The organism is Hoeflea sp. CAU 1731 (assembly GCF_039888615.1).
In the GTDB taxonomy this organism is placed as follows: Bacteria; Pseudomonadota; Alphaproteobacteria; order Rhizobiales; family Rhizobiaceae; genus Flavimaribacter.
Genome location: NZ_JBDQQS010000001.1, coordinates 376,965 through 399,365, shown reverse-complemented (window position 1 = coordinate 399,365; position 22,401 = coordinate 376,965). Strand labels below are relative to the sequence as shown.

Annotated in this window: 19 protein-coding genes and 1 tRNA gene; 8 read left to right on the top strand and 12 right to left on the bottom strand. The window is 57.9% G+C overall.

The window, feature by feature from the left end:
* Window positions 1–59: 59 nt before the first annotated feature.
* From AAFN47_RS01900 to AAFN47_RS01880, 5 genes are all read right to left on the bottom strand, one after another.
* On the bottom strand, window positions 60–1,694 hold the full coding sequence (locus AAFN47_RS01900; RefSeq protein ID WP_499807516.1) for a phage major capsid protein: 1,635 nt from the start codon (window positions 1,692–1,694) through the stop codon (window positions 60–62).
* Window positions 1,681–2,001 carry a gene transfer agent family protein gene (locus tag AAFN47_RS01895; protein WP_499807515.1) on the bottom strand — a complete coding sequence of 107 codons (321 nt, stop codon included), beginning with the start codon at window positions 1,999–2,001 and terminating at the stop codon, window positions 1,681–1,683. Before AAFN47_RS01895 ends, AAFN47_RS01900 begins: the two co-directional genes overlap by 14 nt.
* Window positions 1,998–3,257, bottom strand: a complete 1,260-nt coding sequence (locus AAFN47_RS01890) for a phage portal protein (RefSeq protein ID WP_499807514.1) — start codon at window positions 3,255–3,257, stop codon at window positions 1,998–2,000. The genes AAFN47_RS01895 and AAFN47_RS01890 overlap by 4 nt, the downstream gene beginning before the upstream one ends.
* A gap of 80 nt (window positions 3,258–3,337) precedes the next feature.
* Window positions 3,338–4,882: a DUF6538 domain-containing protein gene (locus AAFN47_RS01885; protein WP_499807513.1), complete on the bottom strand. Its 1,545-nt coding sequence runs from the start codon at window positions 4,880–4,882 to the stop codon at window positions 3,338–3,340.
* Between the two features lie 93 nt (window positions 4,883–4,975).
* Window positions 4,976–5,051, bottom strand: a tRNA-Thr gene (locus AAFN47_RS01880).
* A gap of 141 nt (window positions 5,052–5,192) precedes the next feature.
* On the opposite strand from AAFN47_RS01880, the gene AAFN47_RS01875 reads away from it, so the two are divergent.
* Window positions 5,193–5,966: an NAD kinase gene (locus AAFN47_RS01875; protein WP_499807512.1), complete on the top strand. Its 774-nt coding sequence runs from the start codon at window positions 5,193–5,195 to the stop codon at window positions 5,964–5,966.
* 86 nt (window positions 5,967–6,052) lie between these two features.
* Window positions 6,053–6,553, top strand: a complete 501-nt coding sequence (locus AAFN47_RS01870; protein ID WP_499807511.1) for a hypothetical protein — start codon at window positions 6,053–6,055, stop codon at window positions 6,551–6,553.
* 13 nt (window positions 6,554–6,566) lie between these two features.
* On the opposite strand, the gene prfB is transcribed toward AAFN47_RS01870, so the two are convergent.
* From prfB to AAFN47_RS01855, 3 genes are all read right to left on the bottom strand, one after another.
* A protein-coding gene (gene prfB / locus AAFN47_RS01865; protein ID WP_499807510.1) for a peptide chain release factor 2 occupies window positions 6,567–7,695 on the bottom strand; the annotation gives its coding sequence in 2 pieces (ribosomal slippage) (window positions 6,567–7,625 and window positions 7,627–7,695; 1,128 coding nt in all).
* 112 nt (window positions 7,696–7,807) lie between these two features.
* Complete coding sequence (locus tag AAFN47_RS01860; RefSeq protein ID WP_499807509.1) at window positions 7,808–10,276, bottom strand: penicillin-binding protein 1A; 2,469 nt, start codon at window positions 10,274–10,276, stop codon at window positions 7,808–7,810.
* 175 nt (window positions 10,277–10,451) lie between these two features.
* Window positions 10,452–11,684 (bottom strand): N-acetylmuramoyl-L-alanine amidase, encoded by a 1,233-nt coding sequence (locus tag AAFN47_RS01855; protein WP_499807934.1) that lies wholly within the window; start codon window positions 11,682–11,684, stop codon window positions 10,452–10,454.
* Between the two features lie 840 nt (window positions 11,685–12,524).
* Between AAFN47_RS01855 and AAFN47_RS01850 the strand changes: the two genes are divergently transcribed.
* Complete coding sequence (locus AAFN47_RS01850) at window positions 12,525–15,329, top strand: Rne/Rng family ribonuclease (RefSeq protein WP_499807508.1); 2,805 nt, start codon at window positions 12,525–12,527, stop codon at window positions 15,327–15,329.
* Between the two features lie 38 nt (window positions 15,330–15,367).
* Here the strand turns inward: AAFN47_RS01850 and AAFN47_RS01845 are convergent, their stop codons facing one another.
* Window positions 15,368–16,525 carry a pyridoxal phosphate-dependent aminotransferase gene (locus AAFN47_RS01845; protein ID WP_499807507.1) on the bottom strand — a complete coding sequence of 386 codons (1,158 nt, stop codon included), beginning with the start codon at window positions 16,523–16,525 and terminating at the stop codon, window positions 15,368–15,370.
* A gap of 271 nt (window positions 16,526–16,796) precedes the next feature.
* Here AAFN47_RS01845 and AAFN47_RS01840 point away from each other — a divergent pair, with 271 nt between their 5' ends.
* The 5 genes from AAFN47_RS01840 (at window position 16,797) to aat (ending at window position 20,645) form a co-directional block, all read left to right on the top strand.
* A complete protein-coding gene (locus tag AAFN47_RS01840) occupies window positions 16,797–17,552 on the top strand; it encodes a DsbA family protein (protein WP_499807506.1) in 756 nt (251 codons plus the stop codon).
* Between the two features lie 197 nt (window positions 17,553–17,749).
* A complete protein-coding gene (gene aroQ, locus AAFN47_RS01835; RefSeq protein WP_499807505.1) occupies window positions 17,750–18,190 on the top strand; it encodes a type II 3-dehydroquinate dehydratase in 441 nt (146 codons plus the stop codon).
* 19 nt (window positions 18,191–18,209) lie between these two features.
* Window positions 18,210–18,671: an acetyl-CoA carboxylase biotin carboxyl carrier protein gene (gene accB, locus AAFN47_RS01830; protein WP_499807504.1), complete on the top strand. Its 462-nt coding sequence runs from the start codon at window positions 18,210–18,212 to the stop codon at window positions 18,669–18,671.
* Window positions 18,672–18,680: 9 nt separating this feature from the next.
* Complete coding sequence (gene accC, locus AAFN47_RS01825) at window positions 18,681–20,027, top strand: acetyl-CoA carboxylase biotin carboxylase subunit (protein WP_499807503.1); 1,347 nt, start codon at window positions 18,681–18,683, stop codon at window positions 20,025–20,027.
* Between the two features lie 9 nt (window positions 20,028–20,036).
* Window positions 20,037–20,645 carry a leucyl/phenylalanyl-tRNA--protein transferase gene (gene aat / locus AAFN47_RS01820; protein ID WP_499807933.1) on the top strand — a complete coding sequence of 203 codons (609 nt, stop codon included), beginning with the start codon at window positions 20,037–20,039 and terminating at the stop codon, window positions 20,643–20,645.
* A 46-nt stretch (window positions 20,646–20,691) separates the two neighbouring features.
* Here aat and AAFN47_RS01815 read toward each other — a convergent pair whose 3' ends face one another.
* The 3 genes from AAFN47_RS01815 to AAFN47_RS01805 form a co-directional block, all read right to left on the bottom strand.
* Window positions 20,692–21,276, bottom strand: a complete 585-nt coding sequence (locus AAFN47_RS01815) for a plasmid pRiA4b ORF-3 family protein (RefSeq protein WP_499807502.1) — start codon at window positions 21,274–21,276, stop codon at window positions 20,692–20,694.
* Window positions 21,277–21,330: 54 nt separating this feature from the next.
* Window positions 21,331–21,714, bottom strand: a complete 384-nt coding sequence (locus tag AAFN47_RS01810; protein WP_499807932.1) for a DUF2155 domain-containing protein — start codon at window positions 21,712–21,714, stop codon at window positions 21,331–21,333.
* Window positions 21,715–21,893: 179 nt separating this feature from the next.
* Window positions 21,894–22,292 (bottom strand): NADH:ubiquinone oxidoreductase subunit NDUFA12, encoded by a 399-nt coding sequence (locus AAFN47_RS01805; protein ID WP_499807501.1) that lies wholly within the window; start codon window positions 22,290–22,292, stop codon window positions 21,894–21,896.
* Window positions 22,293–22,401 lie beyond the last annotated feature (109 nt).

Sequence of the window (22,401 nt, the reverse complement as noted above, 5' to 3'; positions counted from 1 at the left end):
TGTAATTGGGATCGCTGCCCGCTGGAGAAAGGACGGGCAGCGATCGCTCACCGAAAGCCTTAGGCGGCTTCGGCAATCTTGAGTTTCACAAACCTGTCGGGATTCGTCACATCGGCGCCCACACGGCGCCTTGCATGGAACCGGACTTCGCCATTCGTGGCGCGACTGTAAGGGTCACGCAAAACGGAAAGCGAAACGCGATCGACGATCCGGTAGCCCTGAAGGTCGCCAAACAGGATTGGGAAGGCGTCGGCTTCGATGTCGGGCATATCCGGACACTCAACGATCGGCCTTCCAAGCAAGGTTGCCGGCATGTCCGATTTCAGTTCATCAATAACCAAATATCTGCCGTCGCTGTCCTTCCACGTCCGGATCAGTTCGAGCGTGTTCTTGTTGAACATCCAGACTGCATTGCGAGCATGGTAGGTCGGCAACTTGTGATACATCTTGACGATTACGTCGGCGGGATTGGATGCCGGGAAACCAGATGCGTGATCCGTCACCATTTCGGCGATATCATCATTGGTCATGAGACCGACCGGCTGATCATTCGAATCGCCGGTGCCTTCGATAAACGCCTTAGCCTCCGCGATGCCGAACGCTTCGGCGAATTCCTGGCGAAGCTCGCCTTCGAGGTTGTAAACGTTATCTTCCAAGAGCGCGTTGGAAACATCGGTGTAGGTCGCCAGTTCGTGCGGCGTGATCGGCACTTGTTCATAGCTGGGCTGGGAATGAGCGCGGGCGTCACCTTCACCTTCCCAAGTAGCCGTTGGCGATCCGGTGCGGCGCGGAAACTTGATCTGTGAAGCGCCGATATTGATCACCTTCGCATACTGACGGATTGGATTGACCTCCGCCAAAAGCTTGATGATTTCCGAAGAGAATGTTTCCGGTGCTAGGTATCCGGCGGTCGCGGGTGTGCCGACGGTCAACGCCTTGCGTTCGTCCGATGACAGGGATTCCGTTCCACTGCGAATGAAGCTGAAGAAGGCCTTCTTTTCGATGTCATTGTCGTTAGCGGCGATCGGGCGGTTGTCATTCGCCGCAGTCGGGCGATTGAGTTTCGCTTCCATCTTGTCGAGACGCTCGGAAAGCTTTCCAAACGATTTGACCTCATTCGAGAGCGTCTCGAATTTCTTTTCGATTTCCGCATTGTCAGGCGCGGCAACCTGTTCAAGTTCATCTTCCATGGTATTTCCTATCGAGTTGACCGCACTTGCGGACTTTGCAGAAGTGATCCTCGCACCGGGATGCGCAGGGACCGGGACAACGCTAATCTCGTGAAGCTCGACCAGCGAAATGGTGCGCCCGCCGCCTTGGCGGGCAGTTGCTTTCTTTGTGACAAAACCGATGGAAAGGCCGGTTGCAGCGCCCTCCCTGATCAGGGCGCGAACCTCACGGGCGCGCTGAACGTCACTGATAAGAAGGCGACCTTTGACCTGTAGGCCATCGTCGGATTCTGAAACGGAATCCCAGACGCCGATCGATTGCCCTTGATCATGGGCAAACAACATTGGAAGTCTGGTAGTGATGCTGGTGAATGCCCCTTTGGTGATGATATCGCCGACGCGATCGGGAGAACCAAACGGCCATGCGGTTCCGGTAATGGTGCCTTCGTCACTAACTTCCAGCGCCGCCTTGCATTCGATGCGATCGACTTCCGGCAATATTGCTTTGCGCTCAATTCGATTCATTGGATTCGACCTTTCCGAAATACAGTTGGTGGAGAACATCGACCGCAAGCGCCAAGCTTTCCTCGAGCGGGCGCATGCCGACATAGGCGTTGACCAGTTCGGCGGCTTGCTTCGGATCTTTGCCGCCGCCGATCAGAGAGAGACGAAGTGTGTGCTGGATATCGGCAAGGCCGAACTGGCTTTTGAACAGTCGCCAACACAGGACGCCTATGCCGCTGTCGGTGACGCGTTCCAGTTCCAGAATCGTTTCGGGGGTGAGAGCGAAATTCTGGTCGCCCTCACCGAAAAATCGAACTAGCGGTGTCATGCTGCTTGCGCCTCTTCGTCCGGGCTGTTGTCGTTCACGGGCGCGTTGTTCGACGTGGTGTAGGGAGATGCGAGCGTGTCGCCGTCCGGAAGGGCGGGAAGGTTTTCGGCGCGCCTTGCGTCGTTGCCGGTGATCACTCCTGCCGATCGCAGCTTCGTGTAGCTTTCGGCACGAGCGGCAAGGTCTGCCTTCTCTAGGTCTTCGGTGACAAAATCGATGACATGCGTTTCGGCTTCGTCTTCCGTGAGAAGCTGGCGTTCGTAGGCGGATTTGAACTCAGCCATCCAAGGCCGGAGGCAGAACTTCAGGTATTGTCGGTTTTGAGTTTCCGCATTTCCCCATGTCGCGCGATCGGTGATGCCGACCATGACAGGCGGCATGTTGAATGCACGACAAATCTCATAGCCTTGTGCGGTGCGCATTTCGGCAAATTGAGCATCGACGCTGGACAGGGCAAGTTGCTGAAAGTCAGCACCCTCTTCAAGAATAGCGGTGCCGCCGGATTCTGATCCGCTATGACCAGCCTTCCAACTGGTGCGGATTCGATCGATGGCTTCTGAGGTGAGTTGGCGGGCGAATTTCAGAACACCAGATGGTTTTGCGCCGTTTCCGAATAGTCGCGCAGCGTGCGCTTCCAGTGTGATTGCCAGCCCGATAGCTTCTCGATTCAGATACACGGGAGAGACACCAGAGATGCCATCAAACGATGTCGGGGCAGCAATGTGAATGATGTCTCTGGCAGAATAGACACCCTGCACCTTGCGGTTCTGCTGGTCCTTGTAGACCGTGTAGATTGGTGCGCCGGTAGTTTGGTGCGGTGTAATCTGCACCGATCGGGGATCGATGCGCACCATGTCAATTACACGACTATCAACCCGAACCGGAAAGGCAATTCCATTGCCGTACAGAAGGGCGTCGAGAGCGAGCAGTTGGCGGAGTTTACCCGCCGATTGATATTCGTTTGCAGTGCGATGCACCAGACGATAGGCGGGATGATCGGTTGCGACTTCCTTGGAGCCATCGGGAAGTCGTTTGAACACTTTAACTGGCATAGTACCAATCGAAGTTGCGATCAGCTCAACACATGCCTTTACCGCTGGAACCGTCATGGCCGATTGTGGCGAGACTACTGGTCCCGATTGTGTATTCGGGGTCAGAAGCCAATCGAGACCGAAGGTATTGGGAGCTTCTTTTTGCTCCAAATGCTTCGGCGCGATGTAACTCGCCAGTGATTTTCGGAGCGCTTCAAGCGCCATATGGGAGGTTCCTAATTTAGCAATTAGGAATATTTTCCCATATGATAGTTGCAGACGCAACTAAAAAGTTGCAGTTGCAACTATTTGAGATCGTATGAGGGCATTTTCTTAATCTCGCGATACCGGGCCTTCAACGTCACGTCGCCGTAGTTCTCACCCGCAGTACGGGGAGCGTGTCCCTGAATCGCGTCAACCACGCGAGCATTTAATCCGTGCTCCCATGAAATCGTGTTGAACCGGTGCCGCCATCCGTGATGCGCCTGCATACCCTCCGGAACCAATCCATGTTCTTTCAGCCATCTGCGAACGTCACCCGCTTTGCTATCAGCTTTCAGACCTACATCTTCACCATGCGTAACTTCGATAAACAGATAACCCTCTGGCGATCGTTCGATAAAATCTACAAATCCTTCCGTGATTAGTTGCGGGTGTAGTGGCACGTCTTTGTAGTGACGTTCCTTTATCGCACCCGCCTCTCCTGTGATCCGGATTGCGGTAATTCCGTCGCGCTCGAAAACATCCTGCTTTCTAAGTTGAACGATCTCCGTCACCCGCGCGCCTGTATGGGCGCATAGGATCGGCACCCATTGCTTCGCCGCCGCAGTCTTTGCGGCTTCCTTTTTGCTTCGTTTGTGATTGCGTGAAGCGCGTAATATCGCCAATGCCTCATCGTCGCGAAATCCTTTTTCCCGACTACGGGCTTCCTTCGGAACCGACATACGGACGCCGGTAACTGGATTGCTGGCTATTCTGTCGTTTTCTACCGCCCAGGTGAACACTGCATTGACCGCCGCCAGATGAACCCGCTTGACCGTGGCAACCTTCCATTCGCCAAGCTGCTTGTTCTTCCAGTCGATCACCTGCTTTTTGGTTAGCTTACGGGCGTTGTCATGCTTGATGAACTTAATCAGGGACTCGATAGCAGGCGTCCATCGCAATCGGGTTTTTGGGCTTATTCCTAGTCGCTCACGCTCATCGCAGTATTCATTGAACAATTCCCGGATCGACAAAGGCGGTTCAATGTTGGCGTTAACGTCTATGTCTGGGTGTTGCGGCTGGCCGCTAAAATCGCCTACGTCGCGTTCTGCTGATCGCTTGAAAGATTCAAGCCATGCCGCTGCAATCGATCTAGCAAGGTGCCGCCATTTTGGAGAACCTTCAATCAGATCGTGATTTCCATTGTCTCTGAATACGCCGATTTGCATTGCTACCGGGACACAGTGATATATTTGCTGATCGGTCGCCCTGCCCGATGCAATCAGTTGCAACCTCTCTCTGTATCCGCCCATTGCGTTCAGGAAATCAAAGCCGCCGCTATCTCTGATGTTCTCGTCATGCTTGATCTGCCTTGCATAGTGAAGGCTGGCCATCTCCTGCACCGTCAACGGGTGTTTCCATTCGCTAGAAGAAATGGGCGACTCGCTTCCGTGCAGCTTTGCCCGTGCGGCTGTAATCGTACGTTCAAAATCAGCTAACACGAACGGCAGGCGCGCGTTTGCCTCGCGCCTGCTACCAGTTTTCAAAGACTGCCAGAGTTCATTTTTTCCGATGATCTCGCGTACGTCATCCGGAACTCTCTTGCGTGCATGATAGTTGCCGCCGCGCTTAACTGGCCCTTTGGTCATAGCGAACCCCAATTGTGTAGCAATTATGGGGCAATTCTATGCAGCTAAACCCCTTGCCTTGCAAGGGTTTATTTAATTTTCAATGAGTTAAGGTGGTGCCCCCGGAGAGACTCGAACTCCCGACCTCCTGATTACAAATCAGATGCTCTACCAACTGAGCTACAAGGGCAATGCGGTGCACTTATCATAATCGAAAAGTGTGTAAAGTTAAAATCGTCGAAATTAGACAATCCTTAATCGCTGTAACCGATAGCCCTTGTATCCGCGATCGCCGAACGCCATCCTAGAAAGAGTTCTTGAGGAATCAATCATGACAGGCTGGACACCGTCCCTGGCGTTTGTATGCAGCGAATCCGACAGCGCGCGGCGCGCGGCGAAGAAGCTCGCTGCTCTCTACGGCCAGACGGACCCGGAACAGGCCGATGTGATCGTTGTCCTCGGCGGCGACGGCTTCATGCTGCAAATGCTGCACGAGAACATGCATGCCGACAAACTGCTCTACGGCATGAACCGCGGCTCGGTCGGCTTTCTCCTCAATGAATATCACGAACAGGGACTGATCGAACGCATCGCGGACGCCGTGAAGCATAACATCCATCCACTCAAAATGGTCGCGACCGACACGCAAGGAAACGAAACAGCGGCCTACGCAATCAACGAGGTCTCCTTGCTCAGGCAGTCCTATCAGGCGGCCAAACTGCGCGTGTTGGTCGACGGGCGCGAACGCCTCGAGGAACTCATCTGCGATGGCGTCATGGTTGCTACGCCAGCGGGTTCGACCGCCTATAATCTCTCGGCGCACGGGCCGATCCTGCCGCTGGAGGCGCCTCTGCTCGCCCTCACGCCGGTCAGCGCGTTTCGTCCGCGGCGCTGGCGCGGCGCGCTTCTGCCCAACCGCGTGAAGGTCGATATCGAGATTTTGGAAAACAGGAAACGACCTGTCAACGCCGTTGCGGACCACACGGAAGTCAAATCTGTCGTCAACGTTAGCATCCGCGAATCCAGCGAAGTCACGGTCAAAATCCTCTCGGATCCGGATCACAGTTGGGAAGACAGAATCCTGGCCGAACAGTTCCTCTATTAGTCGCGAAGGATCGGTTTCGGTCGCATTGTTGTGCTATAGAAGGCGCTTACAGGCCCTGAATCAGGAAAACAGCCCGGGAGGCCGAAATGCCAACTACCCCCCTACCCTCCGATTTGAAGTCCAGCGCGCGCGCAGCCCTTCTGTCCCTTTTTCTCGCTTGCGGTCCCGCTACCATCGCGGTGGCGCAAGAGAATGCGCGCGAAGCCGCCGACGCCCTGTCACCAAAAGTGGTTGCCGTGGTGAGCGGCGGTCGATGGGAGAGTTCAGCCGACGGCGACGCCGGCAGCGGGTATTACCGCGCCGTCGCGGTTCGCTCGCAGGACAACACCTCAAGGCTCTATCTGCAGAAGCTTGGTCTCTCGGACGGCAGCCCGACCGTTCTCGATACAAGCGAGATACAGGAACTGACCGACATGAGCGCCTACATCACCGACATGCGGCCGGAAAACTCCACCGGCGTGTCGGAAAACGCCGGTTTCGTCACCTATGTTTACCTGAAGGAAGACCCGTCCATCACGGAACCAGACACCTGGGAGCTCTTTGTCGACGAGTTCGGCGATCACGAATTCCTGCCGGCGAGCAACTGATCCCGCAGCCTTATCAGGCGATATCCTCAACCACCTCGTCGCCGCCATGGACGCGGTGGGCGAGCGCCGCTTCCATGAACTCGTCAAGCGAACCGTCCAGCACGTCCTGGGGGCTCGTGCTTTCCACGCCGGTGCGAAGATCCTTCACAAGCTGATAGGGTTGCAGCACGTAGGAGCGGATCTGGTGGCCCCAACCGATATCGGTCTTTGAGGCTTCCTGCTCGCTGGCGGCGTCCTCGCGGCGCTTCAACTCTTCTTCGTAGAGGCGCGAGCGCAGCATTTCCCAGGCTGTCGCGCGGTTCTTGTGCTGCGAACGTTCGTTCTGGCACTGCACGACGATATTGGTCGGAATATGGGTGATGCGCACCGCTGAGTCGGTCGTGTTGACGTGCTGTCCACCGGCGCCGGACGCGCGGTAGGTGTCGATACGCACATCGGAATCCGGAATGTCGATTTCAATCGAATCGTCAATCACCGGATAGACCCATACGGATGAGAACGAAGTGTGGCGTCTCGCCTGGCTGTCGAATGGCGAAATTCTCACCAACCTGTGCACGCCGGATTCGGTCTTTAGCCAGCCATAGGCGTTGTGGCCCTTGACCAGCATCGTCACCGACTTGATGCCTGCCTCTTCGCCGTCGTGGATTTCGAGGATCTCCACCCTCATCTTGTTCTTTTCCGCCCAGCGGGAATACATGCGCAACAGCATGTTGGCCCAGTCTTGGCTCTCCGTGCCGCCGGCGCCGGAGTGGATTTCAAGATATGTGTCGTTCTCGTCCGCCTCGCCCGAGAGCAGCAATTCGATCTGCTGGCGCTCGATATCGGACTTCATCGCGCGCAGCGCGTCCTCGGCTTCAGTCACGACGTCGCCGTCGCCCTCTTCTTCACCGAGTTCGATGAGGCCTATATTGTCTTCAAGCCGGGTTTCGAGATCGCGCAGACCGTTGATCCGCTCTTCGAGTTGCTGACGCTCGCGCATCAGATTCTGCGCTTCCTGCGGATCGTTCCAGATATCCGGATCTTCAGCCTTGACGTTCAGGAATTCCAGTCGTTTGAGAGCCGGTTCCCAGTCAAAGATGCCTCCTCAGCAGGCTAATGGCCTGCTTGATTTCGTCGACGAGAGACTGAATTTCCGAACGCATGATATTCCCTGGTTTCTTGAAAGTGTGTGGCCGCACTCAGGCGGAATCGGGCTGACCATAGCCCCTTTCAATTTCATAGAAAAGGGCTCTGTCCGTCGCGCCGTTGATCAGATCAGTAAAGACCTCCGGCCCCGGAGCCGACAGCCCGGTTCGCCTGCGGAGAGATATCGAGAATTTCGGCGCCGGTGGCGTATTCCGCGCCGATGACAGAGAAGAAGTCGGCCGGTCCGGTGCCAGGCTTGAAGGATTCGTAGATCACGTCCGGGTCGCCGGCTCTTGCTTCCATGCCGGTCTTCCGGTTGATCGGAATGAGCTTCAGACCGGGAGGAATGCGGAAACCTATCGGCTGTCTGCCTTCCAGCGCCGCCGTCATGAACTCGTTGAAGACAGGCGCGGCAAGGCCGCCGCCGGTCGATCCCCGGCCCATGGGCGTCGGATTGTCGAAGCCAATAAAGACGCCGGCGACGAGATCGGGCGTGTAGCCGACGAACCAGGCGTCCTTTTCCTCGTTGGTCGTGCCGGTTTTGCCGGCGACGGGCCGATCGAGATTGACCTTGCTCGCCGCTGTACCGCGGGTCACAACACCTTCCAGCATCGAGGTCACCTGGTAGGCGGTCATCGGGTCGAGCACCTGCTCGCGCATGTCGATGATCTCCGGCTCAGGCTGGTTCTGCCATTCCTCGGCGTTGCACGCGTCGCAGCGGCGGTCTTCGTGCTTGTAGATCGTATGGCCGTATCTGTCCTGAATCCGGTCGATCAGCGACGGGGTTATCTGCTTGCCGCCATTCGCCAGAACCGCATAGGCGGTCACCATGCGCAGCACCGTCGTTTCGCCCGAACCCAGCGCCATCGGCAGATAAGGCGGCATGTCGTCATAGATACCGAAGCGCTCGGCATATTCGGCGACGAGTTCGATGCCCATATCCTTGGCGAGACGCACCGTCATCAGGTTGCGGGACCGCTCAATGCCGAGCCTCAACGTCGAAGGTCCGGCCGATCCGCCGCCATAGTTCTTCGGCTCCCAGATCTCGTTGCCCGAAACAATCTGTATTGGCGCGTCAAGAACCACCGACGCCGGGCTGTAGCCATTGTCCAGCGCCGCGGCGTAAACGAAGGGTTTGAATGAGGAACCCGGCTGACGCATGGCCTGGGTGGCGCGGTTGTATTGTGAATTCGAGAATGAGAACCCGCCGATCAGCGCGAGCACGCGCCCTGTATGAGGATCCATTGCGGCGATCGCGCCTTCCACTTTCGGGACCTGGCGCATGACATACTTGTTGGCGGCGTCCTGTTCGCCCCCCAGCACCTCCTCGACATAGACGACGTCGCCTACCTTCAGAATGTCCGCAACGCTTTTGGCCTTGGATGTCGCCCCGTCATTGTTGAGCCGGTAGGCCCATTCCATGTCGGCGCCGGCAATAGTAACCGTTTCACGCGCATCGTCGACTTCGCCGGACGCCGTGGTGACCGGCCTCAGGCCAAGTTGCGCCGTATCGGCGCCTGCTTCGAGAACGACGCCAAGCTGCCATTCCGGCAGGTCGCGCAGCGGTTTGACTTTCGAAACCGCCACGCCCCAGTCGCCGCTGGCGTCCACAGTCGCGACAGGGCCGCGAAAGCCGCGTTTTGTATCATAGCTCATCAGGCCGCGCTGAAGCGCCTTGCGCGCCAGTTCCTGCAGGTGCGGATCGAGCGTCGTACGCACGGAAAGTCCACCCTCGTACAGCGACTTCTCGCCATAGCGCTCCATGATCTCGCGTCTGACTTCTTCCGAAAAATAGTCGGATGCGAACAGGTAGGAGCCGAAGCGGCGCAGATTGACGCCCAGCGGCTGGGCCTTGGCGTCTTCCCCGTCCTGCATATCGACGTAGCCGTTTTCAACCATGCGGTCGATCACCCAGTTGCGCCGCTCGACGGCGGCTTCCGGGTGTCTATAGGGATGGTAGTTCGCCGGCCCTTTTGGCAGGGCGGCAAGGTAAGCGGCTTCCGGCAGGGTCAGTTCGCTGACGGATTTGTTGAAATAGATCAACGCGGCGCCCGCGATGCCGTAGGAGTTGAAGCCGAACGGGATCTCGTTGAGATAGAGCTCTAGAATCCGGTCCTTGGAATAGGCCTGCTCGATGCGAAAAGCGAGAACGGCTTCCTTGATCTTGCGCTCGATCGACTGCTCCGAGGTCAGCAGAAAGTTCTTGGCGACCTGCTGGGTGATCGTCGAGGCGCCGACGAGCCTTCCGCTGCCGGAGGAATAATTCTGGAGATTGGTGACGATCGCGCGCATCAGGCCGCCGTAGTCGAGACCCGGGTGACTGTAGAAATTCTTGTCTTCGGCGGAGAGAAAGGCGGCTTTCACACGGTCCGGCACCGCCTGTATCGGCAGATAGAGACGCCTCTCGCGGGCGTATTCCGCCATCAGGCTGCCGTCGGAGGCGTGGACGCGGGTGGTGACCGGCGGTTCGTAGCTGGCGAGAACCTCGTAGTCCGGCAGGTCCTGGGTCATATTGCCCACGTATACCCAAACGCCCGCGGCGACGATCAGGAACAACACCGTTCCAATCCCGAAGAGATATCCTATCAGCCTGACCATGAATACTATACCGTTTCCGCGTTATGCATGCCGATTCGCCGTGAGGCTTCAGTATGCCCCAATTCCGCGACGAATGTGCGCAAAATAGGGCTGCGCGTCACACCGCCCGACCAATCGATCCCCTTGCGCTGACAATGTGGCGCCAAAGCAACACGACCACCAGACCGACCAAACACTAGTCCCGGCTGAGGTTGACCTCCTCCGGCCCTTCTCCGTCGCCTCTGACAAGCACACGGAAATCGTCGACGGCTTTTGCCAACAAATCGGCCATTTCCGCAAGCCAATTCTCGTCCTGCAGCAGTTTCTCATCTTCCGCGTTGGAAAGATACCCGATCTCGACAAGAATTGAAGGAACATCAGGCGCCTGCAATACGCGGAAACCGGCGTAACGATGCGGATTGTTGATCAGTTCTACCTTGCCATCCAGGTTTTGAATGACCGAATCCGCGAAACGTACGGAAAACAACTTTGTCTCCCGCCGCATGAGGTCGATCAGGATATCCGCCACGCGCTCCGGTTTGTCCTCAAACGACAAGCCGGCAATGGCGTCCGACTTGTTTTCACGCTGCGCGAGGTCGCGGGCGTAATCGTCCGACGCCTTTTCCGACAGGGTGTAGACCGTGGCGCCCCTGATTTTTCTCAGACGGATCGAATCGGCGTGCAGCGACACGAAAAGATCGGCGCCTTGTTCCCTGGCGAAGCGCACCCGGTCGCCAAGCGAGACAAACCGGTCATCGGTCCGGGTCATGGAGACGTCGATGGCGCTGTTGTTGGACAGCAAATCCTTCAGAGCGGTTCCGAGATTGAGCGTGACCTCTTTTTCCTCAAGTCCGTTTCGTCCGCGCGTGCCGCTGTCGATGCCGCCATGACCGGGATCGATAACGACGGTGAAGTTGTTTGCAGGATCTGCAGCGGCGCCAGGCGCAGGCTCCGTGCTTTCGCCCTGCTCTCCCGAATACCATTGCTGTTTCGAAAGCAGGGCCGCGAATTCATCGTGCGATATGCTCTCCATATCGAGCACAAGCCGATAGCTGTCCGCCTCGTCGTCTTCAAGGACCAAACTCTCCGCGACCTGAACGGGGCCGGACGCCGAGACGACCATGCGCGAACGCCCGGGCGCCATCGCGCCATAGCGCACGTCGGTCAGCAGACCGCGCGGCTCGGCCTCCTCCTCGGAGAAACCGAAAACAGTCTCCGGAAAATCGACGACCACGCGGTGCGGCCCGTCAAGATAGTGGTAGGAAAACTCCGGCTTGTCCTCGAATTCAAGGACAATGCGCGTCCGGGTCGCGTCGCCTGCAATGCGAATTTCGAAGGCGAACTGCGTGTCGCCGGCCGCATCCGTCGCGCTCGACGGCGTCGTTAGCGCCGCTTCCGTGGTCATCGCGATAGCCAATAGCGTAAGCATCAGTATCACGAACTTGTGATGGAGAGCGTCAGTCAGCACCGAAATTCCGCATTCGAATCTGTTCTTCTGGCAAGCGACGATCCCGGCGCGACTCCAGGATTCGGACCGCATTTGTTGACACCTATACACGACGTTTCGCGAAGCTCAATTCAAACAAGGTCTGCATCCTGCAATTTAGCCGGAGCGCCCTCGGAAAACCGCTGTAGGGAGCCTCTCCCCCAACAGGTCCGCATGAGCCACCCGCCGCTTGGGATATGTTTAGAACGTTTAGTTACATAACAGACGTAAATACTTAATATTAATCGAAAGTTTCGAGATCCATTTAAGAGGGTACAATAGACGCAACACAACTCATCATTTAGCAATAGCTGCATCTTGCCTCTTGCAAGACCGTCCGCAAGGACATAAAAGCGGACAGAGGGTTTGATAGGCTGACGAGATAGGATTGTCCAACCCGGGCTGCCACCTGAACCAGGAGAAATGGCGCCATCGGCCGATCCGTCTGACGTCCAAGTTGCTCAGATTCTTCAAGTAATCGATCAATCCTGGAGAATTCCAGGCATCGAGAAACAGCAAATGCTGAGGCTTGTCATCAAGCCAAAATTCATTGGTCAACATTGACCGCATGTTCGTAAATATCTGTTTGGATCAAGATGCTACGAGAAACGCCTTCTGAAATCCCAAATACACCTGTATCGCGCGGCGCGTCAGGTGTGGAAGGTCGGCTCCGGCAGGGTTCAGCAGAACAATCACAAATCGACGGTACAGGCTTCAGCTGGAAAAGGGCGAGATCGCCCGATTCGGTCGGGCGTCTGTATAACGTCGTGGAGCAAACAATTCATGGCAGACAAAATGCTGATCGACGCGTCCCACGAGGAAGAAACTCGCGTCGTCGTGGTTCGTGGAAACAGAATCGAGGAATTTGATTTCGAATCGCAGCACAAGAAGCAGCTGCGCGGAAACATCTATCTGGCGAAAGTAACTCGCGTCGAACCTTCACTGCAGGCGGCCTTTGTCGATTATGGCGGTAATCGCCACGGCTTTCTCGCCTTTTCGGAAATTCACCCCGACTATTACCAGATTCCGGTCGCCGATCGTCAGGCGCTTCTTGAGGCGGAAGCCCGGGAATCCATGGACGATGACGACGACCAGCCCGAGGAAACGGAAAAGCCCGCCCGTCGCAAGAGCCGGTCAAGGCGAAGCCGCAGCAAAACGGCCGAATCCGCCGGCAAGACCGCAAAGAGCGAAAGTTCGGATGACGCCGTCGAGGCGACCGCAACTGACGACGGCTCAAGTCCTGAACCGGCTGAAGACGCAGTGCAGGCGTCTTCTGAAGATGTCGCAGCCGCTGCCCCGCAGGACGACCCGTCCGTAGACGCCCCGGAAAGCCAGGGCGCTGCAGACAATGAAGACGAAGACAAGAACTCTCCGCCAGAAACGATGGCCGCTGCTATCGACGCCGACCAGGTGTCTGAAACCGTTCGTCGGGAGCCCGGCGTCGATGATGAGGACGATGGCGACGACGACGCTTCCGAAGACGACAGCGACAGGAGCGTCGAACTCGTTGGCGCCGAGGACGCTCTGGAAGAAGTGCCCGACCGCGTGCGCAAGTCGCGCAAGCAGTACCGCATTCAGGAAGTCATCAAACGCCGCCAGATCCTGCTTGTCCAGGTCGTCAAGGAAGAGCGTGGCAACAAGGGCGCGGCGCTGACGACATATCTGTCTCTGGCCGGCCGTTATTCCGTCCTGATGCCCAACACCGCCCGCGGCGGCGGCATTTCCCGCAAGATCACCAACGTGCAGGACCGCAAGCGTCTCAAGGAGATCGCGCGCGGACTGGATGTCGCGCAAGGCATGGGCGTCATTCTGCGCACCGCCGGCGCCAACCGCACCAAGTCGGAGATCAAGCGCGATTTCGAATACCTCATGCGCCTCTGGGAGAACGTCCGCAACCTGACCCTCACCTCCATGGCGCCATGTCTGGTCTATGAGGAAGGCAGCCTGATCAAGCGCTCCATCCGCGACCTCTACAACAAGGATATCGGCGAAGTCATTGTTTCCGGAGAGGAAGGATACCGGGAAGCCAAGGACTTCATGAAAATGCTGATGCCGAGCCACGCAAAGGCGGTGCAGCCCTATCGGGACGTGCAGCCGATCTTTGCGCGGTCGGGCATCGAGGCGCAGCTCGACAAGATGCTGCAGCCGCAGGTCACGCTCAAATCGGGCGGCTACATCATCATCAACCAGACCGAAGCGCTGGTCGCCATCGACGTCAACTCCGGTCGCTCGACCAAGGAGCATTCGATCGAAGACACGGCGCTGCGCACAAACATGGAAGCCGCCGAGGAAGTGGCGCGCCAACTGCGACTTCGCGACCTTGCCGGCCTGATCGTGATCGACTTCATCGACATGGAGGAGAAGCGCAACAACCGGTCCGTCGAGAAGAAGCTGAAGGATTGTCTGAAGAACGACCGCGCGCGCATTCAGGTCGGACGCATTTCCCATTTCGGCCTTCTGGAAATGTCGCGCCAGCGCATTCGCGCCAGCGTTCTGGAAAGCACGATGCAGGTTTGCGAACACTGCGCAGGCACGGGTTACGTGCGCTCGCTGTCGTCCGTTGCCCTGCACGTCCTGCGCACTGCAGAGGAGTATCTGCTGCGCAACACCAAGTACAACATCACCCTGCGCACCTTGCCGGAAACCGCACTCTACGTGCTCAACCAGAAGCGCGACACGATCCGGGATCTGGAAGCCCGGTTCGGCCTCTCGATTACGCTCGAAGCCGACCCCTCTGTCGGCCAGCAGATGGTCACCATCATCCAGGGCGAAAAAGTCGAAGACCCGGTCGTCGTCGAAGATATCGTCATCCCGTTTGTTGAAACCGAAGATGACAATGTCGCGGTTGTCGAAAGCGTCGATGAGGAACAGGATAACGGCGATTCCGACGGCGAAGGCCGCAAGCGCAAGCGCCGTCGGCGCAAGCGGGGCGGCCGCGGCGGCGGTGAACAGCAGGAAGCCGCGACAGGCGATGCGGCGTCGGACGAAGAGCCGTCAACAGCAGAAGCCGTATCGGACGAGCAGGATGGCGGCGAAGGCGATCAAAAACGCAAGCGCCGCAGACGCGGAAAACGCGGTGGTCGGCGCAATCGCGACGGCGAAGCCGACGGTCAGGAAAATGCTGCCGCCGCTGACAGCGACAACCCTGACGCGACGGTAGCGGACAACGCCGAGGAACCCGTTGCAGCTGCGCCGGATGCAGCGGAAGCAACTGTCGCGCCGCAGCCGGCGGACGACGCCGCGCCTGCGGAAGAGGCGAAGGCCGAGGAGCAGGAAGCCGCGCCGCGCAAATCCCGGTCGCGTCGCAAACCGCGCGCGAAGGACGCCGAAGAAAAACCCGTCGTCGAGGATACGCCCGTCGTCGAGCCGCCTTCAGTCGCGCCAAATGCCGACGAAGTTGCATCGGCCACAGCCGAAAGCGAGACCAAGTCTCCGGAAAAGCCCAAGCGTTCACGCCGCAAATCCGTTTCGGTCGCCGAAGCGAGCAACGAGCCGGTTTTGACGTCCACTGCGCCTGGCGACGCCGCGGAAACGGAGGAGCCGAAGGAAAAGAAAGTCGGCTGGTGGCAACGCCGCGGCTTCTTTTAAGATCTGATCGAGACGGCCGAACCCGGGTTCGGCCGTTTCTATTTCGTAGTCAGCCAATCCTCGATACGATCCAGCGCCTCCGCCATGTCCGCGCTTGAGCCGGCATAGGAGAACCGTATCGTCTTGTGTCCGTCGACAGGATCGAAATCATTGCCCGGCGTTGCCGCCACGTCGATCGCCTCGAGCATGGTTCGGGCGAATTCGGACGTGTCATTGGTAAACCGACTGGCGTCGGCGTAGGCGTAAAAGGCGCCGTCCATCGGTGACGCGATCGAAAAGCCGATCTTCGGCAATCTTTCCAGAAACATGTTTCGGTTCTCGCCATAGACGGCCTTGACCGCCTCCAGTTCAGACGTCGCGTCGAAAGCCGCGCAGGCCGCGATCTGGGAAAGTTCCGGCGGACTGATATAGAGGTTCTGGCCAATGCGTTCGATCGGGCGCACCGCCTGCTCCGGGAGCACCATCCAGCCGATCCGCCACCCCGTCATGCAATAATATTTCGAGAACGAGTTGATGACGACTGCTTCGTCGCCAAGCGAGAGCGCCGTCGTTTCGTCGCCGGAAAATGTCAGCCCGTGGTAGATCTCGTCCGAAATGAAGGTGATCTCGTTTTCACGGCAGTAGTTCATGACGGCTTCCAGAGCGCCCCTGCCCGTCACGGTGCCGGTGGGGTTGGCGGGGCTGGCGAGCAACACACCGTCGATCCTGCCATGGGTCCTGACCGCGTCCTCCAGAACGGCCGGCGAGAGCGTGAAGTCGCTGGCGCGATCGACTGCAATCTCCACCACCTCAAGGCCAAGCGCCGCCATAATGTTCCGATAAGCGGGATAGCCCGGCCGGGTGATCGCAAGCCGGTCGCCCGGATCGAAGAGCGCCAGGAAAGCCAGATTGAAACCGGCTGAGGAGCCTGTCGTGACCGCTATCCTCGCAGGGTCGACATCAACGCCGTGTCTCCGCCGGTAGTAAGCGGCGATCGCCTGGCGCAGTTCGATCAGCCCGAGCGTATCGGTATAGCCCAACCGTCCGACGACGAGCGCCTCGCGCGCGGCTTCCAGCACCGCCCTGGGCGCAGGACTGGCCGGCTGCCCCACCGCGAGAGAGATAACCGGCCGGCCCTGCCGCTTGCGTTCGATGGCTTCGGCCAGCACGTCCATAGCGTGGAATGGCTCTACCTTGCTGCGTCTGGAAATTTTCATGGAAGGTCGTGTCCTGCGTCGGATCAAGTGATCAGCCAGACACATGCCCTATCGGCGTCCTCATCACAACCGTTCCATGCTCATCACATTCGTGCGACATGGGAAGGCATATCCCTGTGCAAAGCACGGAAACCGCGCTACACGTCAGCCCAGCCTTCAGGGGCCTGTCCGGGTAACGTCGATCACAAAGGCGACGATATTTGTTTGTAACAACCGTAGAAGTAACCGCCGATCTGGTTCGGCGCATCGAGAGGACCCAATGATACGATCAATGACAAAACGCTTTGCGACACTCCTTTTTGCCGGCGTCGCATCGATTTGCGTCGTCCTGCCTTCCCAGGCGCTCGACGATTCGGAAAAGGAAGAGCTTGGCTCGTTCATTCGGGAATACCTGATCGCCAATCCGGAAATCCTCTTCGAAGTGCAGAAAGCCTATGAAGCCAAGCAGGAAGTCCTGCAGAAGGAAAAATCCCGGGACATTATCGCCAATGCGAGCGAAACCATTTTCAATTCACCGAACAACGTCATCCTCGGCAACCCGGAAGGCGAAATCACGATCGTCGAGTTCTTCGACTACAATTGCGGATACTGCAAGCGCGCGCTCAAGGACATGGAAGACATCCTGGCCAACAATTCTGATGTTCGATTTGTGCTGAAGGAATTTCCGATCCTTGGAGACGATTCGGTCGCGGCGCACCGGGTCGCAAGCGCCCTGCATATTGTCGCGCCCGAGCACTATGCGGAGTTTCACCGCTCCCTGCTTGGCGGACACGGCAGAGCCAACGAGGAAGCTGCCATGGAAATCGCCCTGTCGCTGGGCGTCGACGAGGCCGCGTTGAAGGCGGCGATGGACGATCCGTCGATAGAAAAGGGTTATCGAGAAACCTTCCAGCTTGCGGATATGCTGGGAATCTCCGGAACGCCTTCCTACGTGGTTGGCGACGAAACTGTGTTTGGCGCGGTCGGTGTGCAGCAGCTCGCCAGCAAGATAGAGAACGTCAGGAACTGCGACAGCGCCACCTGCTGATCGTCCATTGATTGAGAACGGCGTCTAAGCACGCCGTTCGTATTCCACGGGATTGCTGCGTCGGTTGAATTCACCGGTAATATAATTTCAACAAGTTTCGAATATCAATTAGCAGAGAACCCTAAGTCAGGGCTTTTCCTGCCGAATGTGCCCGTCTATATGTCGGGGTCTGCGACGATTGAGGATAGTCTGGCACAATGGTTTCAACCGTCTATGTCCTGAACGGACCGAATCTCAACGCCCTCGGCAGGAGAGAACCCGGCATCTATGGGGGCAAGACATTGGAAGCCATTGAAGCCGACTGCCACAATCTCGGCGAAACACTTGGATTCAAGATCGATTTTCGGCAGAGCAACCACGAAGGCGTGCTGGTGGACTGGCTGCAGGAGGCCGGCGACAAGGCCGACGGCGTTGCGCTCAATCCAGGCGCCTACGGGCACACTTCCATCGCGTTGCACGATGCAATCCGCTCTATCGACATCCCGGTCGTCGAGCTGCACCTGTCCAATATTCATGCAAGAGAAGCGTTCCGTCATGTATCCATGACCGCCCCTGTGTCCAAGGGCGTCATTTGCGGTTTCGGCCCAGGCAGCTATATGCTGGCCCTGCGGGCGCTGGCCGACATGACGGGCAAATAAAAACGAAGGGCCCATTTCGATGGCAACAAAAAAATCTGGGATCGATCAGGATCTCGTTCGCGATCTGGCGACAATACTGAACGAGACCGATCTGACGGAAATAGAAATCGAACAGGACGATTTTCGCATCCGGGTTTCCCGAAGCCGCGATAGCGCCGTTACCTATTACACGCCTCCGACGCAGCAGACAGCTCCAGTTTTGGCGCCGGCCGCCTCAGGCGGCGCGACGCCCCCGGCGAGCGACCTGTCCAACGCCGTCACCGCGCCGATGGTCGGAACGGCTTATCTGGCCCCCTCGCCCGACGCGCGCCCCTTCGTCGAGGTCGGCCAGTCGGTGTCGGAAGGCGAACCTTTGTTGATCATCGAAGCTATGAAGACGATGAATCAGATCCCAGCCCCGCGCACCGGCAAGGTGACTGCGATACTTGTCGAGGACGCCCAGCCTGTCGAGTTCGGCGAACCGCTTCTCGTCATCGAGTAGGATCGCATGATGCTTTCGAAAGTTCTCATAGCCAATCGCGGCGAAATCGCCCTTCGTGTTTTGCGGGCCTGCAAGGAACTCGGCATAAGCACCGTTGCGGTCCACTCGACCGCAGACGCTGATGCGATGCATGTCAGGCTGGCCGACGAAAGCGTCTGCATCGGGCCGCCCGCAAGCCGGGAGAGCTATCTCAATATCCACCAGATCGTGGCGGCCTGTGAAATAACTGGCGCGGATTCCGTTCATCCGGGATACGGCTTCCTGTCGGAAAACGCGAAATTCGCCGAAATTCTGGAAGCCCACGGCATCACCTTCATCGGGCCGACCGCGGAGCACATCCATCTCATGGGCGACAAGATCACCGCCAAGAAAACGGCGGAGGAACTTGGCATACCTGTCGTTCCGGGCTCTGACGGCGAAGTGATCGACGAAGCCAGCGGGAAACGCGTGGCCGCCGAAATCGGCTATCCGGTCCTGATCAAGGCGACCGCCGGCGGCGGTGGCCGCGGCATGAAAGTCGCCCGTAATGAAAGCGAATTGGCGGTGGCGCTTGCAACGGCGCAGAAGGAGGCCGAGGCCGCCTTCGGAAACAGTTCCGTCTATATCGAGAAATATCTCGGCCAGCCGCGTCACATCGAAGTCCAGGTGATGGGCGACGGAGAAGGCGCCGCCGTACACCTCGGAGAACGCGACTGTTCGCTGCAGCGCCGTCACCAGAAGATCTGGGAAGAAGCGAATTCTCCCGCCCTGACCCCGGAACTACGCGAGAAGATCGGCATGATCTGCGCGCGCGCCATGCAGAAGTTGAAATATCGCGGCGCGGGCACGGTTGAATTCCTGTATGAAAACGGCGAGTTCTATTTCATCGAGATGAACACTCGTTTGCAGGTCGAGCACCCCGTCACGGAAGCCATCACCGGCATAGACCTCGTCAATGAACAGATTCGGGTCGCTTCTGGCGACGGTCTCTCCGTCACCCAGGACGAGATCCAGTTCACCGGCCACGCGATCGAGTGCCGCATCAACGCCGAGGATCCCAAGACCTTCACCCCGTCTCCCGGCACGATAACACACTACCACCCGCCGGGCGGTCTCGGCGTACGCGTGGATTCCGGCGTCTATCAGGGGTACAAAATCCCGCCCTACTACGACAGCCTGATCGGCAAGCTCATCGTGCATGGCCGCACGCGCCCCGAGGCGATGATGCGACTGCGTCGCGCGCTTGGTGAATTCGTCATCGACGGCATCAAGACCACAATCCCGTTGTTCAGCGAGCTGCTGTCCAATCCCGACATCGCCAACGGCGATTATGATATCCATTGGCTGGAGAAGCACCTGGCCGAGAACCAGGGGTAGTTTCTTATGATGCACGGGAGTGGTGGTCGGTCGAATATCACTCCGCAGCTCCTGCTGAAGGCCTACAGTTGCGGCCTTTTTCCGATGGCGGATTCTGCCGACGACCCGGATGTGTTCTGGGTGGAGCCGGAGATGCGCGGGATCATCCCGCTCGACGGCTTCCATGTTCCTAAGAGCCTGAAAAAGGTCGTTCGCCAGAAACGGTTCGAAATACGCAGAAATACGGCCTTCACCGCCGTCATGGACGGATGCGCCGAACCGGCGCCGGGTCGCCTCAATACCTGGATCAACGGCACAATACGGCAACTCTACACCGAACTGCATCATATGGGCCACGCACACAGCGTCGAGGCCTGGCGAGACGACAAGCTCGTCGGCGGATTGTACGGCGTTTCCTTCAGGGGCGCATTTTTCGGAGAAAGCATGTTCTCCCGCACGCCTGACGCCTCCAAGGTTTGTCTGGTCCATCTCGTGCGTCATCTTGTAGAGAGCGGATTCGTACTTCTCGACACGCAATTCACGACAGAACATCTGGAACGTTTCGGGGCGATTGAGGTGCCGAAAAACGTTTATCGCGAAATGCTGGAGGAAGCGCTGCTAATCGACGTGGATTTCTAAAGAACAAACCTGTCCTGCTTATTCGGTCTTCTTGTGTCTGGCATTTTTATTTCTTTCGCCCAAGCGCTCGCGCAACTCTGGCAATTTTGGCCTTGATTGCTTCGAGTTCTATTTCCTTCGGGTCGAAAGGCATTCCATACCATTCAAGCGTATCATCATGTTCTTCATGGGATTCATCGGCCATGATCTCCAGGAACGCTTCAAAACCCGGAGCGCCGCCCGCATCCTCTGGTGGAGTTCTCCACTTGCCATCGACGAAAACCGGCAAACGCTTATCCTGTGGTCTGACGAAAAGATCCTCCACCTCGATGTGGTGCTCCCAGCAGTCACCCATATCGTAGATGTACAAAAATTCCGCAATGGCCATGTCACGCAGGTCGGTCAGTCGCCTGGTTCCGGCTTCAACAACCGGAAGGGGGTCAGGGTCGTCTTCAAACAGAAGTCCGTATCGATTGCCTGCGATCTCGAATTCCCAAAGATGGCTGTTTTGCCACAGAAACGCCGCCTGGATCGTGTCGTGCAGTTCCCTGAAAGTCATAGACAACGGAACTTCGATCCGCCGCCACGGAGCAGGATCGAGATCGTGCAATGTTAGCCGCAACCGCGCGGCGTCTGGAACAAACGCATTCATTGCCAGCCCGCTTCAACAGCATTGGTGAACGAGAGTTCAAGTATCCGGAAAAACTCAGTTCGTCGCCGATGGCGGCGGAACGTCGGAATCCATCCGGCAGTTTTTCAGCCAGACATCGTAGACCGGATGATCGACGGCGTTAAGTCCAGGCGAGTCCGCGAACATCCAGCCGGTGAATATCCGCCGGATCTTGCGGTCGAGCGTGATTTCATCGACCTCCACGAAGGTTGTCGTTTTCGGCTGTTCGGTCTCGTCACGCGAATAGCAGACCCTGGGCGTCACCTGCAGCGCGCCGAACTGGACCGTCTCGTTGATATAGACGTCGAATGTGATGATGCGGCCGGTGATCTTGTCGAGGCCCGAGAACACTGCGACCTTGTTGGCGATACGCGGATCGCGCGCCGGCTCAAGCTGCTCGCTCTCGACGCCGGTGTCCATCTGCTCCGAGCCAGTCCCGTCCGCCAGCGGCGCCTCGAGATCCAGATCCCGAATTTCAACTTCCGACTGCGCGCCAGCCGGAGACGCGACGCCGGCCACAACCATGCAGACCGAAATCGCGATGGCGCAAGAGAGAGAAATGCGGGGCTTCGTGTTCATGTGCCGCAGGCTTTCCGATATCAGCTTTCCGGAGACCAGGCGTCATAGTCGCCTGTGACACGCGGGCGTTCGGCCGAATTGAGAATAGATCCCTTGGGACGATAAGCTGCTACTGTGCCGGTCATGTTCGGCAGATGCGGCAATTGCCAGTCTCGCGGCTTGTATTGCTCGTCTGCAGGCGAAACGTCCGTCCTGTGGTGCATCCATCCGTGCCAACCGGGGGGAATGGCGGACGCCTCGGCCGGTCCGTTGTAGATGACCCAGCGGCGCGTGCGTCCTTCCGAATCCTTGCCGCCCTGATAGTAGACGTTGCCGAATTCGTCTTCGCCCACCCGTTCGCCCTTGCGCCAGGTGTGAAACAGCGTTCCGATGGTCGCCTTGTGCCACCACCCAAAGACTTGAACCAGGCTGATCGTCATCAGAAACCTCTTTTGCCCGCGATCGAACTCGTCCGCTTATGCCGCGCATATCGGCGATTGTCCAGCGAATGAGACCTGATTGCACGGGAATGCGCCCATTCGGTGACGG